We start from the raw sequence: 23,358 nt of genomic DNA, 5'->3' as shown, positions 1-23,358 counted from the left end.
GCCGCGCCCGAAGCTACATCCAACCAAACCCAATCCACAGGAGCGTCCCATGGCCGCCTATCAGTACGTCTACCACATGTCCGGCGTCTCCAAGACCTATCCGGGCGGCAAGAAATGCTTTGAAAACATCCACCTGAACTTTCTGCCCGGCGTCAAGATCGGTGTTGTGGGCGTCAACGGCGCTGGCAAATCCACGCTGATGAAGATCATGGCCGGTCTCGACACCGAATTCTCGGGCGAGGCGTGGGTCGCCGAAGGGGCCAAGGTCGGCTACCTGCCGCAGGAACCAAAGCTTGATCCCACTCTCACCGTACGGGAAAACGTCATGCTCGGCGTGGCCGAGAAAAAGGCCATTCTGGACCGCTATAACGAGCTGGCCATGAACTACTCGGACGAGACCGCCGACGAAATGGCCGCGCTGCAAGACCAGATCGACGCCGAAAACCTCTGGGATCTGGACAGCCAAATCGACGTCAGCATGGAGGCGCTGCGCTGCCCCCCCGACGACGCCGACGTGACCACGTTGTCGGGCGGTGAGGCGCGGCGCGTCGCGCTCTGCAAACTTCTGCTGGAAGCGCCGGAAATGCTGCTGCTCGACGAACCGACCAACCACCTCGACGCCGAGACAATCGCGTGGCTGCAACAGCATCTCATTGACTACAAAGGGACGATCCTGATCGTCACCCACGACCGCTACTTCCTCGACGACATCACCGGCTGGATTCTTGAGTTGGACCGTGGCCGCGGCATCCCCTACGAGGGCAACTATTCCGCATGGCTCGAACAAAAAGCCAAGCGGCTGGAGCAAGAGGCGCGCGAGGACAAGTCGCGCCAGAAGACCCTCGAACGCGAACTGGAATGGATGCGGCAGGGCGCCAAAGCGCGGCAAGCCAAATCCAAGGCCCGGATCAACGCCTATAACGAGCTTGCCGACCAGTCCGAGCGCGAAAAACTCACCCGCGCCCAGATCGTTATCCCCAACGGTCCGCGTCTGGGGGGCAAGGTGATCGAGGTCGTAGGGCTGTCCAAGGCCATGGGTGATAAGCTGCTGGTGGAAAATCTCGACTTCGCCCTGCCTCCCGGCGGCATCGTCGGGGTCATCGGCCCCAACGGTGCGGGCAAATCGACCCTGTTCAAGATGCTCACCGGTCAGGAACAGCCCGACGCGGGGTCCGTAAGCCTAGGTGATACGGTCGAACTGAGCTATGTCGACCAGTCCCGCGACGACCTCAAGGACGGCGATACGGTGTGGGAGGCGATCTCCGGCGGTGCCGAAATCATCGAACTGGGCGACGCACAGGTGAACAGCCGCGCCTACTGCTCGTCCTTCAACTTCAAGGGCGGCGACCAGCAGAAAAAAGTGTCGCTGCTGTCAGGCGGCGAACGCAACCGCGTCCACATGGCACGACTGTTGAAAGAAGGAGGCAACGTGCTGCTGCTCGACGAACCGACCAACGACCTTGACGTCGAAACCCTGCGCGCTTTGGAAGACGCTTTGGTCGATTTTGCCGGGTGCGCTGTTGTGATCTCCCACGACCGGTTCTTTTTGGACCGTATCTGTACGCATATTCTGGCGTTTGAGGGGGATGCCCATGTGGAGTGGTTCGAGGGGAATTTCGAGGACTACGAGGAAGACAAGAAGCGGCGGTTGGGGCCGGACGCGCTTGAACCCAAACGCCTGAAACACAAAAAATTCGTCCGCTGAGTGTGACCCTTAAACACTCAACGGTTCGGAGAAGCGCGCGCCGAGCGTGCGCCTTCGCACGCAGCTGTACCGTCAGCGCAGCACGAGGTGGACGGGATTATCGTGCTGATCTTCGGGTCTTGATTGATGCGTAGGCCGGGCTTCAGCCCGGCACACGCCCAGAACCAGTCCCAATTTTAACCACGTGGCGGGCTGAAGCCCGCCCTACGAAAACCGGTGCTGTCCGGCTCTATCCCATTACGCGCGCATCACGTCATCCGGCTCCCCGAACGCCCCGTCCGGCACCGATCCTGAAACGTCCGAATGGACGCGCCCCAATCGCACATCCCGATGAACAGAGGAATATGGCCACGCCTCCGCGTGCTCCACGTAGCCATGTTTCACCGGGTTCAACCAACAATACCGCAGGTGCATCGCGTAATCGGCTTCATCCCGGATGCAGTGTTCCCAAAATCGCCGTTGCCAGACCCCAATCTCACGCTTGTGTCGACGTAGGCCGGGCTTAAGCCCGGCATACCGCCCCGACCGCACCACAGGCAAATCCATCGGCGGGCTGAAGCCCGCCCTACGCAACCCCATCACAAACCGCGCTTTGATCGCGCCAATGCGCGTTGAAAAATCCGCATCCCCTTCCGGCATGGTCCAGATCGCGTGCAGATGGTCCGGCAAAACAACCATCGCGTCGCAGGCAAACGGTCGCTCCGCCCGTGTCTGCGCAAATGCTGCCCGCAACACATCCACATGGCGTACAAGCATATCCGAAGACGGGTCGGCTAAAGCGACAGTAAAGAAAAACGTGCGCCCAGGCAGAAAGAAACGACGGTAGATCGACATGTCAAAACCATGCCCAAACTTGGTTACCAACTGGTTGAGCGTTCAGCGGACCCACGCCCCAACCCTAAACGCACGGTTAATCCGCCGCTGTAACTCATTGATTTTCCGTCATTGGGGGCCTGTCCCAGCGTGGGACATCAAAAAAAGGGCCCGGAAACCGGACCCTCTAGATATGCTCAGATCTCTGGAGAAATCAGAGCAGCACAATCCACACCATCAGTGGCGGCAGCACGCAGGCAAATCCGATCATGAACAGCTTGGCCGCATGGCTCACCTTGCCGAAAATCCCGTCGCTCAGTGATCCCTCACCCCAATTCATGGCCCCCGACATCACGACATATCCTTGCCGCTCCGTCTCGCGCTGCTTGGCATTGATCGACCGCATCGCGGCCTCATAGACCGCATCCTGACGGGCCTGTTCATCAAGGTTGGGTTGCAGGTTTTCCATTCGGGTCATCGGGCGCACTCCTAGATTTTCATACCATCTGGCGCGCGCGGGCTGCATTTCCACCCCGCAGCACGAAAAAAGCCGGCCCGAAGGCCGGCTTTTGCCGACAATTCGGAACGTCTTAGTTCAGCGCCTTGTCCGTGATTGCGTGGGTCCACGCGCCCTCGGGCGCCGCGGTGATCACCGGATCAGACCCACCCGCCAGCAGCGATTGCACGGTCCGCTCATAATCCGCCACATCCAGCGCGCCATTCGACCCTGCGGTCAGCTTGGCAATCTCACCCATCATACGCTTTTGGTGTTTCTCGGTCTGGGCCCCGGTCTCATCGAACTCCAGCACAATCTCTGCGGCCTCGTCCGGGTTCTCCTCAGCGTATTTCCAGCCTTTCATGGAGGCGCGCACGAACCGCACCATCTTATCCTCGAACGTCGGGTCCGCGAGGTTTTCCTCGAGCACGTAGAGCCCATCCTCAAGGGTCGCCACACCATTGTCCTCATATTTGAACACAGTCAGATCGTCGGGGCTGAGCCCCGCGTCGATCACCTGCCAGTATTCATTATAGGTCATGGTCGACACGCACGCTGCCTGCCCGTTCAGGATCGGATCCACGTTGAAGCCCTGTTTCAGCACCTCAACACCGCCCTCCGACCCATCTGTGGCAATGCCCAATTGCGACATCCACGACAGGAACGGAAACTCGTTGCCAAAGAACCAGACACCCAGCGTCTTGCCCAGGAAATCGTCGGTGGTCTCGACGCCCGCATCCTTGCGGCAGGTCAGCATCATGCCCGACGATTTGAACGGCTGCGCAATGTTCACCATCGGCAGACCCTTTTCGCGCGCAGCCAACGCGGCGGGCATCCATTCGACGGTCACGTCGGCGCCACCGCCGGCAAGCACCTGCGTTGGCGCAATGTCGGGCCCGCCGGGTTTGATGGTCACATCAAGGTCTTCCTCGCCATAAAACCCTTTTTCTAGTGCGACGTAGTAGCCCGCGAACTGTGCTTGTGTGACCCATTTGAGCTGCAAAGTGACGTCATCGGCTGCCATAGCCCCCGTTGCCGTCAACGACAGCGCTGCGAGTGTTGCTTTGATCTTCATGATACCCTCCAGGTTGGTTTGCGTGTTTATCCCCGTTGCGACGGATGCCAAAACGTCACGATGCGTTCCACAAACGCGACCGTACCGTAAAATGCCGTGCCCGCCAAAGCGGCCACCGCGATCTCAGCCCACACGAGGTCGATGGACAAGCTGCCGACACCCGTCGAAATGCGAAAGCCCATACCACGCGTGGGTGAGCCGAAATATTCAGCGACGATGGCGCCGATCAGGGCCAGCGTGGTCGCGATCTTGAGGCCGTTGAACACAAACGGCATGGCGGCGGGCAAACGCAGACGCCACAGCGTCTGCCAGTATCCGGCCGCATAGGTGCGCATCAGGTCCCGCTGCATGGCTGAGGATTCCTGCAAGCCCTGCACCGTGTTCACCAGCACCGGGAAAAAGACCATGACAACGACCACCGCTGCCTTGGACTGCCAGTCAAAGCCGAACCAGTTCACCAGAATGGGAGCGATGCCCACAATGGGCAGGGCCGCCACGAAATTGCCGATGGGCAACAGGCCGCGGGTCAGGAATTGCGATCGGTCGATGAGGATCGCGGTGACGAAGGCGGCGACGGTGCCGATGACAAAGCCGCGCAACGCGCCCTTGACCACTGTCTGCTTGAAATCCGTCCACAAAATGTCGGTCGATGCGGCAAAGGTCTGCGCCACCACAGACGGTGGCGGCAGGATCACCGGCGACACGTCAAAGCCGCGCACCAGCGCCTCCCACATGGCCAGCAGCGTCAGACCAAAGATCACGGGTACGGCCACGCGCACGGCCCGCACCTCGCCCCACCGTGACAGCATGATGTTCAGACCCCAGCCTGCGGCCCACACCAGCAAAGCGACAAGGACCCAACTCATGCCAGCCCCATCCGTTTGAGGGTCAGCCGCTGCACAAGATCAAGCAATGTGACCAGTCCCCCGGCAAGGATGGCCGCAGCAAACAGGGCCGACCAGATCGCAAGCGGTGTGCCAAACTGATCCCCGATCAGGATCCGTGCGCCCAGACCGCTGATGGCCCCGGTCGGCAATTCGCCCACAATGGTCCCCACAAGCGCCGCCGCGATCCCGATCTTGAGAGAGGTGAACAGGTACGGCAGCGACGCAGGCAACCGAAGCCGCAAAAAGCTTTGCAAACCGCTGGCATTATACGTCCTGAGCAGGTCCAATTGCGCTGGCAACGGCGCACGCAACCCCTTGACCATGCCCACCAGCACCGGAAAGAAACACAGATAGGCGGAAATGATCGCCTTGGGCAGGCCACGCCCCTCGACCCCCATCTGCGACGACAGCACGATGATCATCGGTGCCAGTGCCACAATGGGAATGGTCTGTGAAATGATCGCCCATGGCATCATGCTCAGCTGTGCCGTGCGGGAATAGACAATCGCCACAGCGCCCACAATGCCCAACACCGTGCCAAGCGCAAAGCCCCACAGCGTCGATTGCAACGTGATCCATCCATGGTAGATCAGCCCGCGTTTGGAAAACGCCCTGCCCTTGGCGATCATCTCGCCGGTGGTCTTCCACAATTCCGCACCCACTTGCCCCGGCGTCGGGAGGCGTGGTCGCTCCAGCGCGTAACCTAGCGGCACGTGTGCGGTGTTGTTCAACATCAGCCGCCACACCGACACATCCCGCCGTGGGACGGAGCCTTCGGGCACAATGGCCGAACCGGCGCGCTCAGCCTGATCCAGCGCCACACGCACGTTCATCGGGGCCACAGCCAGATACCAGACGCCCACAATCACGGCCAACACAGTCAAAACTGGAAAGGTCGAGCGCATCATGTCCCCGTCTCTGTCCCCAAAAAATCCCGGGGAGTGTGAGGGGCTGGCCCCTCACGCCCGATCCCGACAATCACGTGACCCTCAGTCATAGGCGTGCCCGGCTCGCAACCCGTCCCGCACCCGGTGGGCAATCTCAAGGAACTCCGGGCTTTCGCGGATATCCAGCGGTCGCTCACGCGGCAGGGTGCTTTCGATCACATCAGTGATCCGCCCCGGACGCGGCGACATCACAACGATGCGCGTGGACAGATAGACCGCCTCGGGGATGGAATGAGTGACAAAGGCGATCGTCTTTTCCGTCCGCGCCCACAGCTGCAAGAGTTGTTCATTCAAGTGGTCCCGAACGATTTCGTCCAGCGCTCCGAATGGTTCATCCATCAGCAGGATATCAGCATCAAAGGCCAGCGCCCGCGCGATTGAAGCACGCTGTTGCATCCCGCCAGACAGCTGCCACGGGAATTTCTTTTCAAAACCAGACAGCTCGACCAACTCCAAAGTCCGCGTCACCCGTTCCGCGATATCGCCCTTGGAATACCCCATGATCTCGAGCGGCAACGAAATGTTCCGCCCGATTGTCCGCCACGGATAAAGCCCAGCGGCCTGAAACACGTACCCATAGGCCCGCGCCTTCCGCGCTTCTTCCGGCGACACCCCGTTTACGGTGATTGACCCTCCGGTGGGTGCCTCAAGATCCGCCATGCAGCGCAGAAACGTCGTCTTGCCGCAGCCCGAAGGGCCAATGAAGGACACGAAGTCCCCCTTTTCGATATCCAGCGATACGCCCTTGAGCGCGTGAACGGGGCCGTCATTCGTCTGAAATGTCAGGTCGAGATTTTGAGCGCTGATTACGTTTATTGCTTTTGGCACGCCAACCTCTTTGGGTTTCGAAGCGCCGCTTTGTAATCACGCACTGACGAGAACGGCCAGACAGGATAATGCCCCGAATTTGTGAAGCGTTCTTGTTCAGGTGTTGCAGACACACGGCTCAGTGACCCGATAAGCCAAGCCAAAAGATCGCAACGGCGTCCTGCCTCCGGATCATTGCCGGGATGCCGGATTGCGGGCCATCGATACGGCAGATCGGAATCAAGAAAAAGAATCCAGCGAACCCATGCGCGTTTCGCGTCTGGATGCAGCCGATCAGGCCCGCGAAGACGGTGTTCGCGCAAATCGGAGTAATAGACCCACGCAGTATCCCAGATCGCAGCCACGGCAGGATCAGCCGTTGTCGGTGCGCCATCTTCGAATTCATCGTTCGTAATCCGCCCAACTGCAAAGCGACGCAATAGCAGTGCGGCTTTATTGCGGGCATCCCGGTCAGCGACATCCGAGTTCGGAATTGGGTCGGGCGTGAACCAATTCGCCAATGTCAAATCCCCGCCGGAATGTTCAGTGGATCACGCTCGATCATCTTGGGTGCTGTCAGCGCCTTCCACTTCGACAGCGCCACGGATGCCGACGCAAAAGCAGGCCGTGGCACGAACTTGCCGCGCCCCGGGCTGGGTTGCGAGTTTTGCCCCCAGGCCCAGATCACTTCACCCCGGCTCAGCGTGTACCGCGACTGCGCCTTGACCTCAAAGCCCTCGAACACGTTGTAGTCCAGAACTGAATGGTGATTGGCGGGGCTGATTGTCTTGGTGATCTTCGGATCCCACACCACGATGTCGGCATCCGCTCCTTCGACCAGCGCGCCTTTCTTGGGGTAGATGTTCAGTATCTTGGCCACGTTGGTCGAGGTCACGGCGACAAACTCATTCGGCGTCAGCCGTCCCGTCTCCACCCCTTCGGTCCAGAGCACAGCCAGCCGCTCCTCCAACCCGTTCGAGCCGTTGGGAATGATGCGGAAATCGTCGCGCCCTGCCCGCTTCTGATCGGTGTTGAACGCCGCGTGATCCGTGGCCACCACCTGCAACGACCCGGCCTGAAGGCCCGCCCACAGCGAATCCTGATGGTCCTTGGACCGGAATGGCGGCGACATCACCCGCCGCGCGGCATGATCCCAATCCTTGTTGAAGTATTCGCTTTCGTCCAACGTCAGGAACTGCACCAAGGGTTCGCCGTAAACCCGCATCCCCTTTTGCCGCGCGCGCCGGATCGCCTCATGCGCCTGCTCGCAGGACACGTGCACGATATAGAGCGGCACACCCGCCGCATCGGCAATGGTGATGGCCCGGTTCGCCGCTTCGCCCTCGAACTCCGGCGGACGGGAATAGGCGTGCCCTTCAGGCCCCGTGATCCCCTGATCAAAGTACTTTTGCTGCATCTCGGCCACCAGATCGCCGTTCTCGGCATGGACCATCGGCAAAGCGCCCAGTTCGGCGCAACGCTTGAACGAGGCGAACATCTCATCATCCTCGATCATCAGCGCGCCCTTGTAGGCCATGAAGTGCTTGAACGAGTTTACGCCCATGTCGACGGCATCTTTCATCTCGTTAAAGATGCTCTCGTCCCAGCCTGTGATGGCCATATGATAACCAACATCGGAGCAAATCTGCGGCGCCGACTTGCGGTGCCATTCGTTGATCGCGTTTTTGATCGACCCATCGGCACCCGGCAGACAGAAATCGACGATCATTGTGGTCCCGCCAACTGCCGCGGCCCACGTGCCGCTCTCGAACGTCTCAGCCGCTGTTGTTCCCATAAACGGCATCTCGAGATGCGTGTGCGGGTCGATCCCGCCGGGAATGACATAGGCACCTTCGGCATCGATATACTCATCGCCTGACAGGTCCTCGCCAATCGCCTTGATCGTCTCACCCTCGATCAGCACATCGGCCTTCCACGTCCGGTCCGCCGTACAGACCATCCCGCCCTTGATCACCTTGGTCATCTCTTTGCTCCTCTGTCAGCTGTTTCTTCTGACGAAAAATACCACGGGGGTCTGGGGGCTGGCCCCCAGCTCACACACTTGCAAAACATCCCAACGCAGGCCCGTGCACACCAATGTCCAGAGGCCCGAAGTCGCTTTCGACACACAAGGCAAAGTACCCGGCCCGTGGCAGGTACACGACCCGGTACGCCCCATCTGTGCGGGTCACGGTCCAACAGCGCTGTGTCACCCCGCCGCTGAAATGCACCGTTGTCTCGAACGGCTGCACCAGCGCATCGGCAAAGGCTTGGACCGTCGCCCTGTCTGCGGCCGTGCCTTGCGGCGCGTCGGCCACTTCGGTCGCGACCATATCCGCGATCCGGTCCGCCAGCGAGAGGTCCGGGTCAATCACCCCACGATCTCCGCCGTCTCGACCACGGCGTGCATCAGCACATCCGTGCCAGCCATTGCCCATTCACGCGATATCTCTTCGGCCTCGTTGTGGCTCAGCCCATCCACGCAGGGGCACATCACCATCGCCGTGGGTGCCACTTGGTTGATCCAGCACGCGTCATGGCCCGCGCCCGAGATGATGTCCCGGTGCGAATAACCGAGTCGCTCTGCCGCGGTCCGAACAGCGCTGACACAGCCGTCGTCAAAGGCCACGGGATCGAACCCGCCCACTTTCTCGAACCGGACGGTCAGCCCCATGTCGTCGGCGATCTTTTGCGCCTCCACGCGCAGCCGCGCCTCCATGTCTTCGATCACGCTCAACTCCGGCGACCGGAAATCCACCGTGAATACAACCTTGCCCGGGATCACGTTGCGCGAGTTGGGGTAGACGTCGATATGCCCCGCCGCGCCCACCGCGTGCGGCGCATGAGACCACGCGATCTCGTCCACCTTTTCGAGCATCCGGGCCATGCCAAGGCCCGCGTTCTTGCGCATCGGCATCGGGGTCGAGCCGGTGTGGCTGTCCTTGCCCTCGACGGTGACTTGTGTCCACGACAGGCCTTGCCCGTGGGTTACAACGCCGATGTCCTTGCCCTCTGCCTCAAGGATTGGCCCCTGTTCGATATGCAGTTCAAAAAAGGCGTGCATCTTGCGCGCGCCGACTTCTTCGTCGCCGCGCCAGCCGATGCGTTTCAGCTCGTCGCCGAATGTCTTGCCGTCCGAATCTTTGCGGTCATAGGCCCAATCCTGATCGTGGATGCCCGCAAATACACCCGAGGACAGCATGGCAGGCGCGTAGCGCGTGCCTTCCTCGTTGGTAAAGTTGGTGACCACGATCGGGTGCTTTGTCTTGACGTCCAGATCGTTGAGAGTACGGATAATCTCCAGCCCACCCAAAACCCCAAGAACTCCGTCATACTTCCCGCCTGTCGGCTGGGTGTCGAGATGCGAGCCGACATAGACCGGCAGCGCATCCGGGTCTGTGCCCGAGCGCATCGCAAACATGTTGCCCATCTGGTCAAGGCCCATTTCGCAGCCCGCCGCCTCGCACCATGACTGGAACAGGGCGCGGCCCGCGCCGTCCTCGTCCGTCAGGGTCTGGCGGTTGTTGCCCCCCGCCACACCGGGTCCGATCTTGGCCATCTCCATCAGGCTGTCCCACAGCCTGTCGCCATTGATCCGCAGGTTTTCCCCAGGTGCCGCCATAAGGTTCCCCTCAGTCAGGTGCCACTAAACTTTTGACCATTTGGTCAACCCAACGATTGCCAGCCACTGCGCGACTGTCAAGAACTGGTTTGATCCACGCTGCCACTGGATTATGCATTTGCCCAGACTTGCAGCAGGTTCCGGAACCAAAGCGATGCCCGACGACACACCTGTAAAGGCGCCCAGCCGCATTCAGCTGCGCAACCGGCGCCGCATTCTGGATGCGGCGCTGGATGTGTTTGCCGAACATGGCTACCGCGGAGCGACACTGGATCAGATTGCCGAAGCGGCAGGCCTGTCCAAGCCGAACATCCTGTACTACTTCGCAGGCAAGGAAGAGATCCATGTCACGCTCCTCAATCAGTTGATGGAAACGTGGCTCGACCCGCTGGTGGAAATGGATGCAGGCGGCGAGCCGCTGGACGAGATTTTGGCCTATGTGCAGCGCAAATTGGATATGGCGCGTGATCTGCCCCGCGAAAGCCGCTTGTTCGCCAATGAGATCCTGCAAGGCGCCCCACGCATGGCGCCACACCTCAAGGCGGATCTAAAGCCGTTGTTCGACGAAAAATGCCACGTCATCCAGAGATGGATCGACGCCGGAAAACTGGCGCCGATAGACCCGCGGCACCTGATTTTTGCCATTTGGGCCACGACACAGCACTACGCCGATTTCGGTGCGCAAATCCGCGTATTGCTCGACACGGATCAACCGGCACCGGGCGCGGACCCGTTCCTGCGCACTCTGTTTACCAACTTGCTGGCGCCAACCGTTCGTTAACCCCTTTTTCACACTTCCGCGCAGATTAACCGACCGTTCATACTCTGGACGGCATCACCACCTCCGGGTGAGGGTGTAAGAAACCAAAGAGTGGAACATGAGCATTATTTCGATTTTCGGACCCCCGACAACGCCGCCTCAGGCGCAAAACAACGGGCCGGCCGATCCTAGTAACACAGGCAACAACCCGTCCACGCGCGGTGCCGGACAGTCCGAAGACACCGCACCCCCCGCCCCCGCCTCTGGCAGCAGCGACAGCGCTGACACAACCGGCACAGGCAGCGGTATGGACCCGACCACGACACCCGCGTCAGCCAACGCGACCAGCGCAACGACTGCGCCCGCAGCGCGGCAATCGTCAGCAGCGGCCAGTGCTGCGCCGCTTAGCACAACGACAAGCGACGCAAGCAGCACACGCACAGCAGTCGAGGCCAGCATGTCCGAAGCGGCGGACGTGTCCGAGAGCGAAGCGCGTCGCATAGCCGAGGCCACACAGGCCAAGCAACGGCTCGAACTGCTGATCGCGGCGGTTCAGACCCCGGTCGAGGCGACGACACTCACCGCGCCTGCGGCGGCGCAGGCCGAAGCAGGACCAACTGAGACGGACGGCACGCCGGTCTGACCGACCCGGCCCCTCACTCGGCGGCTGTGGCCGCCGGGTTGTTGGGGTGCGTTGTCCAGTTTGCGTATTCTTCCACAGGCTTGCCTGTGCGCGCGTCGGTGGCCCCCATGGGCAATTCTTCCATGGTGATGCAGTTGTCGACGGGACAGACATTGACGCACAGATTGCAGGCGACGCATTCCGCGTCGATCACCTCAAAAGTCCGGTCTTCAGACATAGAGATGGCCTGATGAGACGTGTCCTCGCAAGCCGCATAGCACCGCCCACACGAAATGCAGGAGGCTTGGTCGATCCGCGCCTTGGTCACGTAATTCAGGTTCAACTGGTTCCAGTCCGTGACGTTCGGCACAGCCCGACCCACAAGGTCGTCAAGACCAATCTGCTTGTCATCGAGGTACTCTGACAGGCCCGAAATCATCTCTTGGACAATTTTGAAACCGTAGGTCATCGCCGCCGTGCACACCTGCACGTTGCCCGCGCCAAGGGCAAGGAATTCTGCGGCGTCTTTCCACGTGGTCACCCCGCCAATACCACTGATCGGCAAGCCGCGCAGGTCCGGGTCGCGCGCAATCTCGGCCACCATGTTCAAGGCGATGGGTTTGACAGCAGGCCCGCAATAGCCCCCATGCGCGCCCTTGCCGTCGATCGTCGGCTCCGGCGAAAACAGGTCGAGATCAACGGAGGTGATCGAATTGATCGTGTTGATCAGGCTCACCGCATCTGCACCACCTGCGTGCGCCGCAGCCGCCGGTTTGCGTACGTCAGTGATGTTTGGCGTTAGTTTGACGATCACCGGCATACGCGTGTGCTTTTTCACCCAGCGTGTGACCATCTCGATGTATTCGGGCACCTGCCCCACAGCGGATCCCATCCCCCGCTCCGACATCCCGTGCGGACAACCAAAGTTCAACTCAACCCCGTCTGCACCCGTCTCTTCGACCAGCGGCAGGATTCGTGCCCATGGGTCTTCTTCGCAGGGCACCATCAGCGACACGACCATTGCCCGGTCCGGGTAGTCGCGTTTGACCGCCTTGATCTCTTGCAGGTTCACCTCGAGCGGCCGGTCTGTGATCAGCTCAATATTGTTGAGCCCCAAGAGCCGTCGGTCCGCTCCAAAAATCGCGCCATAGCGCGGCCCGTTGACGTTCACCACCGGCGGCCCGGCCTCGCCCAGCGTCTTCCAGACCACACCGCCCCAGCCCGCCTCAAAGGCGCGGCGCACATTGTATTCCTTGTCCGTCGGAGGGGCCGACGCTAGCCAGAACGGGTTTGGGCTTTTGATGCCCACAAATTCACTTGTCAGATCAGCCATGTGCCATCTCCCGTAGGGCGGGGTTCACCCCGCCGCACCCATCAAAGTCTTGTGAATGTCCATCGCGGCGTCACGCCCTTCAGCCACCGCCGTCACGGTCAGGTCATCGCCCCCAAGCGCGCAATCCCCGCCCGCCCAGACACCCTCCAGCGACGTACGTCCCGCTCCGGTTACAGCGATCTTGCCCTGCTCAAGCGTCGGCATCCCGTCACCCGTCAGCGTCTGCCCAATTGCCCGCAGCACCTGATCCGCCGCCAGTCGCACGGTCTCGCCCGTGCCGGTCATATCGTCGTTGACATATTCAAATTCGATCTCGCGCACCGACCCATTTCCGTGCACGGCGCGCGGCACCACATGCGTCATGATCCGCACGCCTTTAGACGCCGCAAGGTCCTGTTCGAACCGACTGGCATTCATCCGGTCGCGGCCCCGACGGTAGGCCAACGTCACGTTCAATGCCCCCAAGAGCTTGGCTTGCACCGCCGCATCCACGGCAGTCATCCCGCCGCCGATCACAACCACGTCACGGCCCACGGGCAACGAAGCCACGTCCGACGCCTGCCGCAGGTCAGCAATGAAATCAACCGCATCCAGCACCCCGCTTTTATCGCTGCCCTCGACCGCCAACGCATTGACACCGCCAAGACCCATGCCCAAAAACACTGCGTCGTGGTCGGCCTGCAATTGGTCCAGCGACATGTCGCGCCCCAGGGCTTTGCCATGTTCCAACGTGATCCCGCCAATCTTCAGCAGCCAATCCACTTCTGACTGCGCAAACCCGTCTGGCGTTTTGTATGTGGCAATCCCGTATTCATTCAGCCCTCCGGGCTTGGGCCGTGCATCGTATACCGTGACCGCATGGCCGAGCATCGCCAACCGATGGGCGCAGGACAGACCCGCCGGTCCCGCCCCCACCACGGCCACTGTTTTACCAGTGACCGCAGCGCGGGAGAAGGGATGGAGACCCTGTTCTTGCAAGTGGTCGGTCGCGTAGCGTTGAAGCTGGCCAATCAGCACCGGCTTGCCCTCGGCCACTTCGCGCACACAGGCCTCTTCGCAGAGTGTTTCTGTCGGGCACACACGGGCGCACATGCCGCCCATGATGTTCTGGCTCAGGATCGTTTTGGCCGCCGCATCGGGCGTGCCTGTTGCGATTTGCCGGATGAACAGGGGGATGTCGATATCTGTCGGGCAGGCCGTGATGCAGGGCGCGTCGTGGCAAAAATAACAGCGATCCGCCGCCACCAACGCTTCGTGATCGTCCAGCGCGGGGTGCAAATCTGCAAAGTTCTCGGCATAGGCCTCAGGCTCCAGCCTAGCTGCGGCCACGCCCGGGGTAAAAGGAGAGTGCGTCATAGGGGCTCCATCCCATGGATTTGGTCAAAACGCTCTCACAGGTCAAAATTTTTATCAACTGGTAAAAATCAGGAAACGGGGCCCATCCCGTCCCATCGCACAAATTTGCAGCACGGCCCGCGCCACGGGCGCCAAACAAAACATGTCGTCGCGGGCGTGCCCGCGTCCGCTGGATCACGGCCCGTCCCAGTTCACCTGCAACGCCTCTTCAATCGACAGCCGCCCCTCGGGCCACGGCACCATCAGCGCCTTCGCGGCGTCCAGATCCGCGCCCATCCAGACATCCAGTTGGTCCCTTTCCAGCAGGACACCCATGCGGTGATGGATCGGCGCGACATCCGCGTTTGGCTCGCAAGTGACTACCGCCACCTGCGGCACCTCAAGCCCACCCGGTGCGGTCCATACATCGGTGATCGCCGCAAAATACAGGAACCCACCGCCCTTGGGCGCGATGCGCCACGCCGTCTTGCGGCGCTTTTCACCCGTCCATTCGTACCAGCCATTCACCGGAATCACAGCCCGACCGACACCGTCAAAAGCAGTCTTGTCGAACACCGTTTCGGAGCGCGCATTTATGATCTGCTCCATCACCGGACGCCCGCGCGCATTCACCCGGCCCACCGGCACAATGCCCCAGCGCATCCGCCGTAGATTGCCGTCAAACACAATGATCTCCTGCCCGGGTGCGATATTGGCCCGCGCTGGTTCGTTGCTGACCGCACCCGGGTCGACGCCCAGTACATCGGTCAATGCCGACACCGGATCCGTCAGAAAAAATCGCCCCGGCATATCACTCCACCCGCGCAATCAGGTCGCGCACAACAGGCCCGACCCCGTCGACTATCCGCGCAACACCTGCGGCGTTGGGGTGAATGCCGTCCGGCTGCAATAAGGCCCGCAGGCTCGACGGATCGACGCCAGCCCCGCCCAATCCAGTGAAAAAGCTGTCGAGGTAGAGCGCATCATATGTCTCGGCGATGTCCGGATACATCGCATCAAAGGCCGCCTTGTAATCCGGCCCGTAGTTTCCCGGCGCCTGCATCCCGATCACCAGAACCGCGACCCCGCGCGCCGTTGCCGCAGACACGATCCCGTCCAGATTGGCCCGGCTTGCCTCGGGCGGCAGCCCGCGCAGCAGGTCGTTGCCCCCCAGCGTCACGATCAACGCATCCACATCCGGCGTCAGGGTCCAGTCCACGCGGGATAACCCGCCCGCCGTGGTATCGCCCGACACGCCCGCGTTGATAACCCGCACGTTTTCGCCCTGCGCTTGCAACCACCCTTCCAGTTGCGGCACAAAACCCTCTTCCGCCGGAAGCCCGTAGCCTTGGGTCAGGCTGTCGCCCAACGCCGCGATCACAATGTCCTCCGCTGCAGCCATTCCGGCCCAAAAAGCGAGAACAATCGTCCCGATCACCTTGCCCATGCGTCTTCAGCCTCCATATCAGCACCTGAGACACATATAAGGCCTCTCCTGCATGTCCGAACCCGTCCTGTCCCTGAATAATGCAGCGCTCAGCCTCGATGGCAACGCCGGGCGCGTGGATATCCTGCGTGGCATCACGCTCGAGGTGCAGCGGGGCGAAACCGTGGGCCTTGTCGGGCCGTCGGGCTCGGGCAAGTCTTCGCTCCTGATGATCATGGGCGGGCTGGAACAGGCGACGGGCGGCGCCGTCTCTGCCTTGGGTGCCGATCTGACCGCCATGAACGAAGACGCGCTGGCCCGGTTTCGGAGGGCGCATATGGGCGTGGTGTTCCAGAGCTTTCACCTGATCCCCACCATGACCGCCCTCGAAAACGTGGCGACGCCGTTGGAACTGGCTGGCGCACGCGACGCCTTTGAGCGGGCAGAGGCGGAGCTTGAGGCCGTAAGTCTTGGCCACCGCGCCGGTCACTACCCCAGCCAGATGTCAGGGGGCGAACAACAGCGTGTGGCGCTGGCGCGCGCGCTGGTGACACGTCCCGACATTCTGCTGGCGGACGAACCGACAGGCAATCTGGACGGTGCCAACGGCACCGCGATCATGGACCTGCTGTTTTCCTTGCGCGACCAGCATGGCGCGACGCTGGTGCTTGTCACGCACGCGGCAGAACTGGCCGCGCGCTGTGATCGCGTTGTGCATCTGGCCGACGGCCAGATCGCGCCAGACGCAGCCCACAAGGCCGCCGAATGAGCCTTGCCACCTCTGCCCGCTTTGCCGCGCGCGAATTGCGCGGTGGTTTGCGTGGCTTCCGCATCTTTCTGGCCTGTCTGGCCCTTGGCGTGGCGGCCATTGCCGCAGTGGGGTCCGTTCGCGCCGCCATTGAGGCCGGGCTCGAACGCGAAGGGGCCGCCTTGCTGGGCGGCGAGGCAGAGCTTGATTTCACCTACCGCTTTGCGTCTGACGCAGAATGGGCTTGGATGCGCAACGTCGCAGATGCGGTGTCGGAAATTGCCGATTTCCGTTCGATGGCCGTGGTGGACGGCCCGGAAGGTCCCGAACGCGGTCTGACGCAGATCAAGGCTGTCGACGCTGCCTATCCCCTGATTGGCAGCGTGACACTCGACCCTGCGATGCCACTGGCCGACGCTTTGGCGGGCCGGAACGCTCTGCCCGGCGCGGTGATGGAACGTGCTTTGATTGACCGGCTGGGGCTTCGGACGGGCGACACCTTCCGTCTGGGCACGCAGGACTTTGTCCTGATGGCAACGCTGGTGACGGAACCGGACAGTGCGGCGGGGGGCTTTGGCCTTGGGCCGCGCACGATCGTGCTGCGCGACAGCCTCGCCAATGCGCAACTGCTGGCCTCGGGTACGTTGTTCAATTCCAAGTACCGGCTCGACCTGCCCGATGGCACCGACCTTGCCGCGCTTGAGGCCGACGCGCGCGCGCAGTTCGAAAACACCGGAATGCGCTGGACCGATGCGCGCAACGGTGCACCCGGGGTGGCGGAATTCGTCAATCGGCTGGGTGCGTTCCTTGTCCTTGTGGGCCTGTCAGGCCTTGCTGTGGGCGGAGTTGGCGTGTCCGCAGCGGTGCGCGCCTATCTCGCCGACAAGACATCCGTGATCGCTACATTGCGCACCTTGGGCGCAGAGCGCAGCACGATCTTTCAGACGTATTTCCTGCAAATCGGGGCGCTGTCGATCCTCGGGATCGCGCTTGGGCTGGCGCTCGGCGCACTGGTTCCAGTGCTTCTCGCCCCGGTGATCGAGGCGCGGCTGCCGATCCCGGCCAGCTTCACCTTCTTTCCCGCACCGCTCGCCGAAGCGGCGCTTTATGGCGCGCTCACCGCATTTGTCTTTACCCTCTGGCCGCTCGCGCGGGCGGAGGATGTGCGCGCGGCCACGCTGTTTCGCGATGCGCTTGGCACCACCCGCCTGCTGCCGCGTCCGCAATACCTGATGTGGATCGGCGCAGGTCTTGCCGCCCTTGTGGCGAGCGCCGCCTTTTTCTCCGGCACATGGCGCCTGACCCTGTGGACTGCGGGCGGCATCGCCTTTGCCCTTGGCCTTTTGACCCTTGCCGCGATCCTCATCAGGTGGATGTCGCGGCGCGCGGCCCCCCGCGCAAAAGGGCGCCCAGCGCTGCGATGGGCGCTTGGCGCGATTTCCGGGACCCGCGAAGGGGCCGCATCCGTGGTCCTGTCGCTGGGCCTTGGCCTGTCGGTGCTGGCGGCTGTGGGCCAGATCGACGGCAACCTGCGCAACGCCATTTCGGGCAACTTGCCCGACATCGCGCCCAGCTATTTCTTTGTGGACATCCAGCGCGACCAGATGCCCGGCTATACTGAGCGGCTGGAAAACGACCCCGCCGTGACGCGCGTGGAAAGCGCACCAATGCTGCGCGGCGTCATCACCCAGATCAACGGCAAACCCGCACGCGAAGTGGCAGGCGATCATTGGGTGATCAGCGGCGATAGGGGCGTCACCTATTCCGCGGCGCCATCCGAAAACACCCGTATTACGGCAGGCGTATGGTGGGACGCAGATTACGCCGGTCCGCCGCAAATCAGCTTTGCCGCCGAAGAGGCGGAGGAAATGGGCTTGTCGCTGGGTGACAGTCTGACCGTCAACATCCTTGGCCGCGATATCACGGGGACTATCACCTCGTTCCGCGAAGTTGACTTCTCCACCGCCGGGATCGGCTTTATCCTGTCGATGAATCCCGCCGCCCTGCAAGGCGCGCCGCACACGTTCATCTCGACCGTTTATGCCGACGATGCGGCGGAAACCCAGATCTTGCGCGACCTCGCCGGGGCCTATCCCAACATCACCGCGATCCGCGTGCGCGACGCCATCGACCGGGTGAGCGAAGTTCTGTCCGGCCTCGCCGCCGCTACCTCCTATGGTGCGGCGGCTACGCTGCTGACCGGCTTTCTCGTGCTGATCGGTGCGGCGGCAGCAGGCACAAATGCCCGCACCTACGAAGCGGCTGTGCTCAAGACGCTCGGCGCAACCCGACGGCGCATCTTGCTGAGCTTTGCCACGCGATCGGCGCTGTTGGGGCTTGGCGCGGGTGCGGTGGCCCTTACCGCCGGTATCGCGGGCGGTTGGGCGGTGAGCCGGTTTGTCATGGACACAGATTTTACCATCATCTGGCCGTCAGCCATTGCCATTGTTGCGGGCGGCGTGATCGCGACGCTGCTGGCGGGCCTCGCCTTTGCGTGGGGTCCGCTTGCAGCGCGGCCTGCCCACGTGCTGCGCGCGCGCGAATAGTCGCGTTGCCCAAGCCGCGCGCCCATGTCACATCCTGATCCGTCCCAGCCCGCCAAAGGTTCCACCATGAAAGACACGCTGCCCATACCCGTCACAGCACCTCTGTCGAACGCCCAGAAAACGCAACTACTGAACCTTGTGCGCCGCGCCGCCCGCGCCGAAATCCTGCCTCGGTTTCGGCAGTTGGACAGCGGCGATATTGATACCAAAGCGGATGAGATGGATTTGGTCACTGCCGCCGACACCGGTGCCGAAGCGATGATCACCCGTGGCCTGCAAATGGCCTTTCCCCACGCGCTGGTCATCGGGGAAGAGGCGATTTCAAAAAAGCCTGATCTGCTGGACGGTGTCGGCGCGGCTGAACTGTGTTTCATCATCGACCCGGTGGACGGCACGTGGAACTTTGCGCGGGGAATGCCGCTCTTTGGCACAATCATCGCTGTCTGCCGTTTTGGGCAGCCCGTGTTCGGGATGATCTACGATCCTGTGGGCGACGACGCGGTGATGGCGGACAACACCTCACCTGCGCTCTGGCAGACCAGAACGGGGCGGCACCGCCCGATCAAAACCCGCGCGCCAAAGCCCTTGTCGGAAATGGTCGGCTATATGCACATCCGCCTTATGGCCCCTGCCGATCAGGCCATCATGTGGCGCAAGGTGGGCGTTTTGGCACATGCGGGCGCGCTGCGCTGTTCGGCGCATGAATACCGGCTTTTGGCGACCGGTGCCGTGGATTTTGTCCTGTCGAGCCACCTCAACAGCTGGGACCATGCGGCAGGCTCTCTGATCTGCGCACAAGCGGGCGGCAAGTCTGCCATGTTGGATGACACACCCTATGACGCCACCAAAACCTCCGGCTTCCTGCTGACCGCATCCAGTCCAGAGACATGGGACCGGGTGGCCGCGCATTTTGCGGACCTGCTGTCAGACTCATGATGCCTTCGTTCTTTGGCTATGGCAGCCTCGTCAACCGCGCCACGCACGATTATCCCGGCGCACAGCCCGCCCAGTTGCACGGCTGGCGGCGGACATGGGTGCGGACGGAATTTCGCGATGTCGTGTTCCTGTCGGTCAGACGCGATCCCGACACCTCCATCGACGGGCTGATCGCCCAAGTGCCTCGCGGCGACTGGGCTGCGCTGGATTTGCGCGAAACCGGCTATGATCGCATCCCGGCGGACGGTCAGTTGTCCGTGGAAACCGGTCCCGTCGCTGTCTACCAAGTGCCTGATACGCACCAGCGGCACGGCGGTGATCACGCCATCCTGCTCAGCTATCTCGACGTCGTGGTGCAGGGGTTCCTGCGGGAATTCGGGCAACGCGGGGTCGAGGCGTTCTTTGCCACCACCGATGGCTGGGACACGCCAGTGCGTGATGACCGTGCCGCGCCTCTTTACCCGCGCGCGCAAGTGCTGAGCGCCCAAGAACGCGCCCTGACCGACCGCCTACTTGCGCAGGTTCAGTAACGACATCAGCCGCCCCTCGCGGTCAAAGGTGCCACGGGGCGCGCCCTCGCCCTCTGCTGCAATAGTGCGCAGCGCCAGCGCCCATGCCACGGCGCCAAAGACAACGCCTGACAGCGCCTGCCCCACCAGCACCCCCGGCGCCCCATAGAGCCACGCGCCCAGCGTCACCAGCGGGATCATCGCGACCGTATTGCGTCCCCAGTTCATCCACGTGCTGTAGAACGGATGGCCAAGATTGTTGAACGCCGCGTTGGACACGAACAGCACACCGTTGAAGAAAAACAAAAGCGCCAGCGGACCGCAGAACAGGTAAACCAGATCGCGCGCCAGCCCGGTCGCATCGAACAGGTCCGCGATGGGTCCGCGCAGCACAAAGAGCACAACCGAAATGAACAGCACCACAAGCGCTGCAAATGTCAGCGCAGCGTTGAACCCCGAACGCACCCGGTCAAAATTCCGCGCGCCGTAATTCTGGCCAATGATCGGGCCCACGGCCCCGGACAATGCGAACACCACCGCAAAGGACACCGGCATCAGCCGTCCGACAATGGCCATACCCGCCACCGCTTCCAACCCGTATTGCGCCATGGACCGCGTGACGATGGCCTGCCCCACCGGGGTGGCCATCTGCGTCAGGATCGCCGGGATGCCAATGGTTACAAGGGGGCGGAAGTCCGCCACCAGCCCGGTGAGATCAGGGCGTGGCAGCCCCCCATGATGCCGCAGGATCGGCAGGATCGCAGTCACGCCAATCACCAACCGCGCCGCGACCGACGCCAGTGCCGCCCCGGTCAGATCAAGGCCGAGGCCAAAGATCAGGATCGGGTCCAGCACGGCATTGACGCCACCGCCATAGATCGTCGACAGCATCGAGCGGCGCGCATCGCCAAAGGCGCGCAACACCGCACCGCCCATCATGCCCACCACAAGAAACGGCAGCGACGGTACAATGATGCGCAGATACCCCTCGGCCAGCGCAGCGGTTTCGCCCTCCGCCCCGATCAGCGACACAAACAATGGCACATTGACCCAGACCAGCGCCGCAAATGCGGTGCCCAGAACAATTCCGTAGACCAACCCGTTGCTCGCCCGTATCCGCGCCGCATCCGCATCGCCCGCACCAAGGGATCGCGCCACCAACGCGCCCACAGCTATCGCCATACCGATGGAAAAGGAGGTGGTGAAAAACAGGATCGACCCGGCATAGCCCACCGCAGCGGCAAGCTCTGCCTGCCCCAACATCGAGATGAAAATCATGTCGATAAAATCGACCAGAAACACGGCCATCAAGCCCACCGCCGCGGTCAGCGACATCACCGATACATGCCGAAACAGAGAGCCGCTCAGGAACTTTGCCTGTGCCTCAGCCACGGGAGTCCCCCGTCTCTGTCCTGAAAAAATCCTCCCCGAAGGGTCGCTTGATCACAAGCGCCCCTCGCCAGAGCATCAGCGCGCCTTTACCACGTTGAGCAGCGGCATCAGGGCCCCCATATCGGGTCCGTGCGCCTGTCCGGTCAGCGCTTTGCGCAGCGGCATGAACAACCCTCGCCCCTTGCGCCCGGTGGCCGCCTTCACCGCGCTGGTCCACGCACCCCAAGTGTCCGCATCAAACGGACCCTCGGGCAGCATCGTGATGGCCTGCGCCACAAATTCGCGATCTTCGTCGTCGATCACCGGGGTGGCACCATCACGGCAGAGGGTGGCCCATCCATCCACATCGTTCAGCGTCTCAATGTTGTCACGGATCACGGTCCAGAAGGCTTCGGCCCGATCTTCGGACACGCCTGCGGCCAGCACGCGGTCTCGCACGGCCTCCAACGGCAGGGACTGCAAATACCGGCCCGTGAGCGGGAACAGGTCCTCGACGTCGAACTTGGTCGGAGCGGTTCCGAAATGCGACACCTCGAACCCGTCGACCAACGCGGCCATATCCGTCATCAACTCCGCCGGATCGGACGAGCCCAGCCGCGCAAGGTGGCTGAGCAGTGCCATAGGCTCTACGCCCCGCGCGCGCAGATCGCGCAAGGCCAGCGTGCCAAGCCGCTTGGACAACGCCTCGCCTTGGGGGCCGGTCAGCAAAGAATGGTGCGCAAAGCGCGGAGCGGTGCCGCCCAATGCCTCGATGATCTGGATCTGCGTTGCGGTGTTGGTCACGTGGTCCGACCCGCGCACCACGTCCGTCACCCCCATGTCAGTGTCATCCACCACCGATGCGAGTGTATAGAGCACCTGCCCATCCTGCCGGATCAACACCGGGTCACTGACACTTGCCGCATCAATGCTGACGTCACCGATGATGCCATCCGCCCATTCAATGCGCTGATGATCCAGTTTGAAGCGCCATACTCCCTGCCCACGGTCTGCACGAAGCGCCGCACGTTCCGCATCGCTTAGCGCCAGCGCCGCCCGGTCATAGACTGGCGGTTTGCCCATGTTCAGCTGTTTCTTGCGCTTCAGGTCCAGTTCAACCGGCGTCTCGAACGCCTCGTAGAAGCGACCGATGTCGCGCAGCTTTGTCGCAGCCTCCGCATAGCGCCCCAACCGCTCCGACTGCCGTTCGACCTTGTCCCATGTCAGGCCCAGCCATTCGAGGTCTTGCTTGATCGCGTCGACATACTCTTCCTTCGACCGCTCCGGGTCCGTGTCGTCGATGCGCAGGATGAACGTGCCCCCCGCCTTGCGCGCGATCAGGTAGTTCATCAGCGCCGTGCGCAGGTTGCCGACATGCAGGTAGCCTGTGGGCGACGGTGCGAAACGTGTGGTGGTCATC

General features: G+C 62.1%; 23 protein-coding genes. 7 read left to right on the top strand and 16 right to left on the bottom strand.

The features are described from left to right. Positions 1-49 precede the first annotated feature (49 nt). On the top strand, positions 50-1,705 hold the full coding sequence (ettA, locus tag Q1A85_RS04775; RefSeq protein ID WP_299685829.1) for an energy-dependent translational throttle protein EttA: 1,656 nt from the start codon (positions 50-52) through the stop codon (positions 1,703-1,705). Between the two features lie 237 nt (positions 1,706-1,942). Here the strand turns inward: ettA and Q1A85_RS04770 are convergent, their stop codons facing one another. The 10 genes from Q1A85_RS04770 to Q1A85_RS04725 form a co-directional block, all read right to left on the bottom strand. Next, complete coding sequence (locus Q1A85_RS04770; protein ID WP_299685826.1) at positions 1,943-2,539, bottom strand: transposase; 597 nt, start codon at positions 2,537-2,539, stop codon at positions 1,943-1,945. 193 nt (positions 2,540-2,732) lie between these two features. After that, positions 2,733-2,996 (bottom strand): hypothetical protein, encoded by a 264-nt coding sequence (locus Q1A85_RS04765; protein ID WP_299685824.1) that lies wholly within the window; start codon positions 2,994-2,996, stop codon positions 2,733-2,735. A 112-nt stretch (positions 2,997-3,108) separates the two neighbouring features. After that, on the bottom strand, positions 3,109-4,089 hold the full coding sequence (locus Q1A85_RS04760; protein ID WP_299685822.1) for an ABC transporter substrate-binding protein: 981 nt from the start codon (positions 4,087-4,089) through the stop codon (positions 3,109-3,111). A gap of 26 nt (positions 4,090-4,115) precedes the next feature. Further along, on the bottom strand, positions 4,116-4,955 hold the full coding sequence (locus tag Q1A85_RS04755; protein WP_299685820.1) for an ABC transporter permease: 840 nt from the start codon (positions 4,953-4,955) through the stop codon (positions 4,116-4,118). Next, on the bottom strand, positions 4,952-5,881 hold the full coding sequence (locus Q1A85_RS04750; RefSeq protein WP_299686346.1) for an ABC transporter permease subunit: 930 nt from the start codon (positions 5,879-5,881) through the stop codon (positions 4,952-4,954). The genes Q1A85_RS04755 and Q1A85_RS04750 overlap by 4 nt, the downstream gene beginning before the upstream one ends. A gap of 84 nt (positions 5,882-5,965) precedes the next feature. Beyond that, a complete protein-coding gene (locus Q1A85_RS04745; RefSeq protein WP_299685818.1) occupies positions 5,966-6,751 on the bottom strand; it encodes an ABC transporter ATP-binding protein in 786 nt (261 codons plus the stop codon). Continuing rightward, a complete protein-coding gene (locus tag Q1A85_RS04740) occupies positions 6,736-7,251 on the bottom strand; it encodes a hypothetical protein (RefSeq protein WP_299685815.1) in 516 nt (171 codons plus the stop codon). Before Q1A85_RS04740 ends, Q1A85_RS04745 begins: the two co-directional genes overlap by 16 nt. A 2-nt stretch (positions 7,252-7,253) precedes the next feature. Next, positions 7,254-8,714, bottom strand: a complete 1,461-nt coding sequence (gene hydA / locus Q1A85_RS04735) for a dihydropyrimidinase (RefSeq protein ID WP_299685812.1) — start codon at positions 8,712-8,714, stop codon at positions 7,254-7,256. A 70-nt stretch (positions 8,715-8,784) separates the two neighbouring features. Next, positions 8,785-9,105: a hypothetical protein gene (locus tag Q1A85_RS04730; RefSeq protein WP_299685809.1), complete on the bottom strand. Its 321-nt coding sequence runs from the start codon at positions 9,103-9,105 to the stop codon at positions 8,785-8,787. After that, positions 9,102-10,352, bottom strand: coding sequence for a Zn-dependent hydrolase (locus Q1A85_RS04725; protein ID WP_299685806.1), 1,251 nt, complete (start codon positions 10,350-10,352; stop codon positions 9,102-9,104). The genes Q1A85_RS04730 and Q1A85_RS04725 overlap by 4 nt, the downstream gene beginning before the upstream one ends. A gap of 154 nt (positions 10,353-10,506) precedes the next feature. On the opposite strand from Q1A85_RS04725, the gene Q1A85_RS04720 reads away from it, so the two are divergent. Both Q1A85_RS04720 and Q1A85_RS04715 read left to right on the top strand, forming a co-directional pair. Further along, positions 10,507-11,133: a TetR family transcriptional regulator C-terminal domain-containing protein gene (locus tag Q1A85_RS04720; protein WP_299685803.1), complete on the top strand. Its 627-nt coding sequence runs from the start codon at positions 10,507-10,509 to the stop codon at positions 11,131-11,133. A gap of 97 nt (positions 11,134-11,230) precedes the next feature. Continuing rightward, positions 11,231-11,755: a hypothetical protein gene (locus tag Q1A85_RS04715; RefSeq protein ID WP_299685800.1), complete on the top strand. Its 525-nt coding sequence runs from the start codon at positions 11,231-11,233 to the stop codon at positions 11,753-11,755. Between the two features lie 13 nt (positions 11,756-11,768). On the opposite strand, the gene preA is transcribed toward Q1A85_RS04715, so the two are convergent. The 4 genes from preA to Q1A85_RS04695 form a co-directional block, all read right to left on the bottom strand. Next, a complete protein-coding gene (preA, locus tag Q1A85_RS04710; RefSeq protein WP_299685797.1) occupies positions 11,769-13,067 on the bottom strand; it encodes an NAD-dependent dihydropyrimidine dehydrogenase subunit PreA in 1,299 nt (432 codons plus the stop codon). A 24-nt stretch (positions 13,068-13,091) separates the two neighbouring features. After that, on the bottom strand, positions 13,092-14,423 hold the full coding sequence (locus tag Q1A85_RS04705) for an NAD(P)-dependent oxidoreductase (protein WP_299685794.1): 1,332 nt from the start codon (positions 14,421-14,423) through the stop codon (positions 13,092-13,094). Between the two features lie 174 nt (positions 14,424-14,597). Then, a complete protein-coding gene (locus Q1A85_RS04700; RefSeq protein ID WP_299685791.1) occupies positions 14,598-15,212 on the bottom strand; it encodes an SOS response-associated peptidase in 615 nt (204 codons plus the stop codon). A gap of 1 nt (position 15,213) precedes the next feature. After that, complete coding sequence (locus tag Q1A85_RS04695) at positions 15,214-15,849, bottom strand: arylesterase (RefSeq protein ID WP_299685788.1); 636 nt, start codon at positions 15,847-15,849, stop codon at positions 15,214-15,216. Between the two features lie 52 nt (positions 15,850-15,901). Here Q1A85_RS04695 and Q1A85_RS04690 point away from each other — a divergent pair, with 52 nt between their 5' ends. From Q1A85_RS04690 to Q1A85_RS04675, 4 genes are read left to right on the top strand one after another with little or no spacing between them, the layout of a single operon-like run. Continuing rightward, the gene (locus Q1A85_RS04690; RefSeq protein WP_299685786.1) at positions 15,902-16,597 is read left to right on the top strand and encodes an ATP-binding cassette domain-containing protein; all 696 of its coding nucleotides are present in this window, start codon (positions 15,902-15,904) and stop codon (positions 16,595-16,597) included. Then, a complete protein-coding gene (locus Q1A85_RS04685; protein WP_299685783.1) occupies positions 16,594-19,122 on the top strand; it encodes an FtsX-like permease family protein in 2,529 nt (842 codons plus the stop codon). The genes Q1A85_RS04690 and Q1A85_RS04685 overlap by 4 nt, the downstream gene beginning before the upstream one ends. A 24-nt stretch (positions 19,123-19,146) precedes the next feature. Beyond that, positions 19,147-20,058, top strand: coding sequence for an inositol monophosphatase (locus Q1A85_RS04680; RefSeq protein WP_299685780.1), 912 nt, complete (start codon positions 19,147-19,149; stop codon positions 20,056-20,058). Further along, the gene (locus Q1A85_RS04675) at positions 20,055-20,588 is read left to right on the top strand and encodes a gamma-glutamylcyclotransferase family protein (RefSeq protein ID WP_299685777.1); all 534 of its coding nucleotides are present in this window, start codon (positions 20,055-20,057) and stop codon (positions 20,586-20,588) included. Before Q1A85_RS04680 ends, Q1A85_RS04675 begins: the two co-directional genes overlap by 4 nt. Here Q1A85_RS04675 and Q1A85_RS04670 read toward each other — a convergent pair. Together Q1A85_RS04670 and gltX are read right to left on the bottom strand one after the other, a co-directional pair. Further along, on the bottom strand, positions 20,568-21,959 hold the full coding sequence (locus Q1A85_RS04670; RefSeq protein WP_299685774.1) for an MATE family efflux transporter: 1,392 nt from the start codon (positions 21,957-21,959) through the stop codon (positions 20,568-20,570). The two genes, Q1A85_RS04675 and Q1A85_RS04670, sit on opposite strands and share 21 nt — an antisense overlap. A gap of 75 nt (positions 21,960-22,034) precedes the next feature. Next, positions 22,035-23,357 (bottom strand): glutamate--tRNA ligase, encoded by a 1,323-nt coding sequence (gene gltX, locus Q1A85_RS04665; RefSeq protein ID WP_299685771.1) that lies wholly within the window; start codon positions 23,355-23,357, stop codon positions 22,035-22,037. Position 23,358: the final 1 nt, after the last annotated feature.

The organism is uncultured Tateyamaria sp., assembly GCF_947503385.1.
Lineage (GTDB): Bacteria > Pseudomonadota > Alphaproteobacteria > Rhodobacterales > Rhodobacteraceae > Tateyamaria.
The sequence above is the reverse complement of the archived record's forward strand: the minus strand, read 5'-3'. Positions and strand labels throughout refer to the sequence as shown.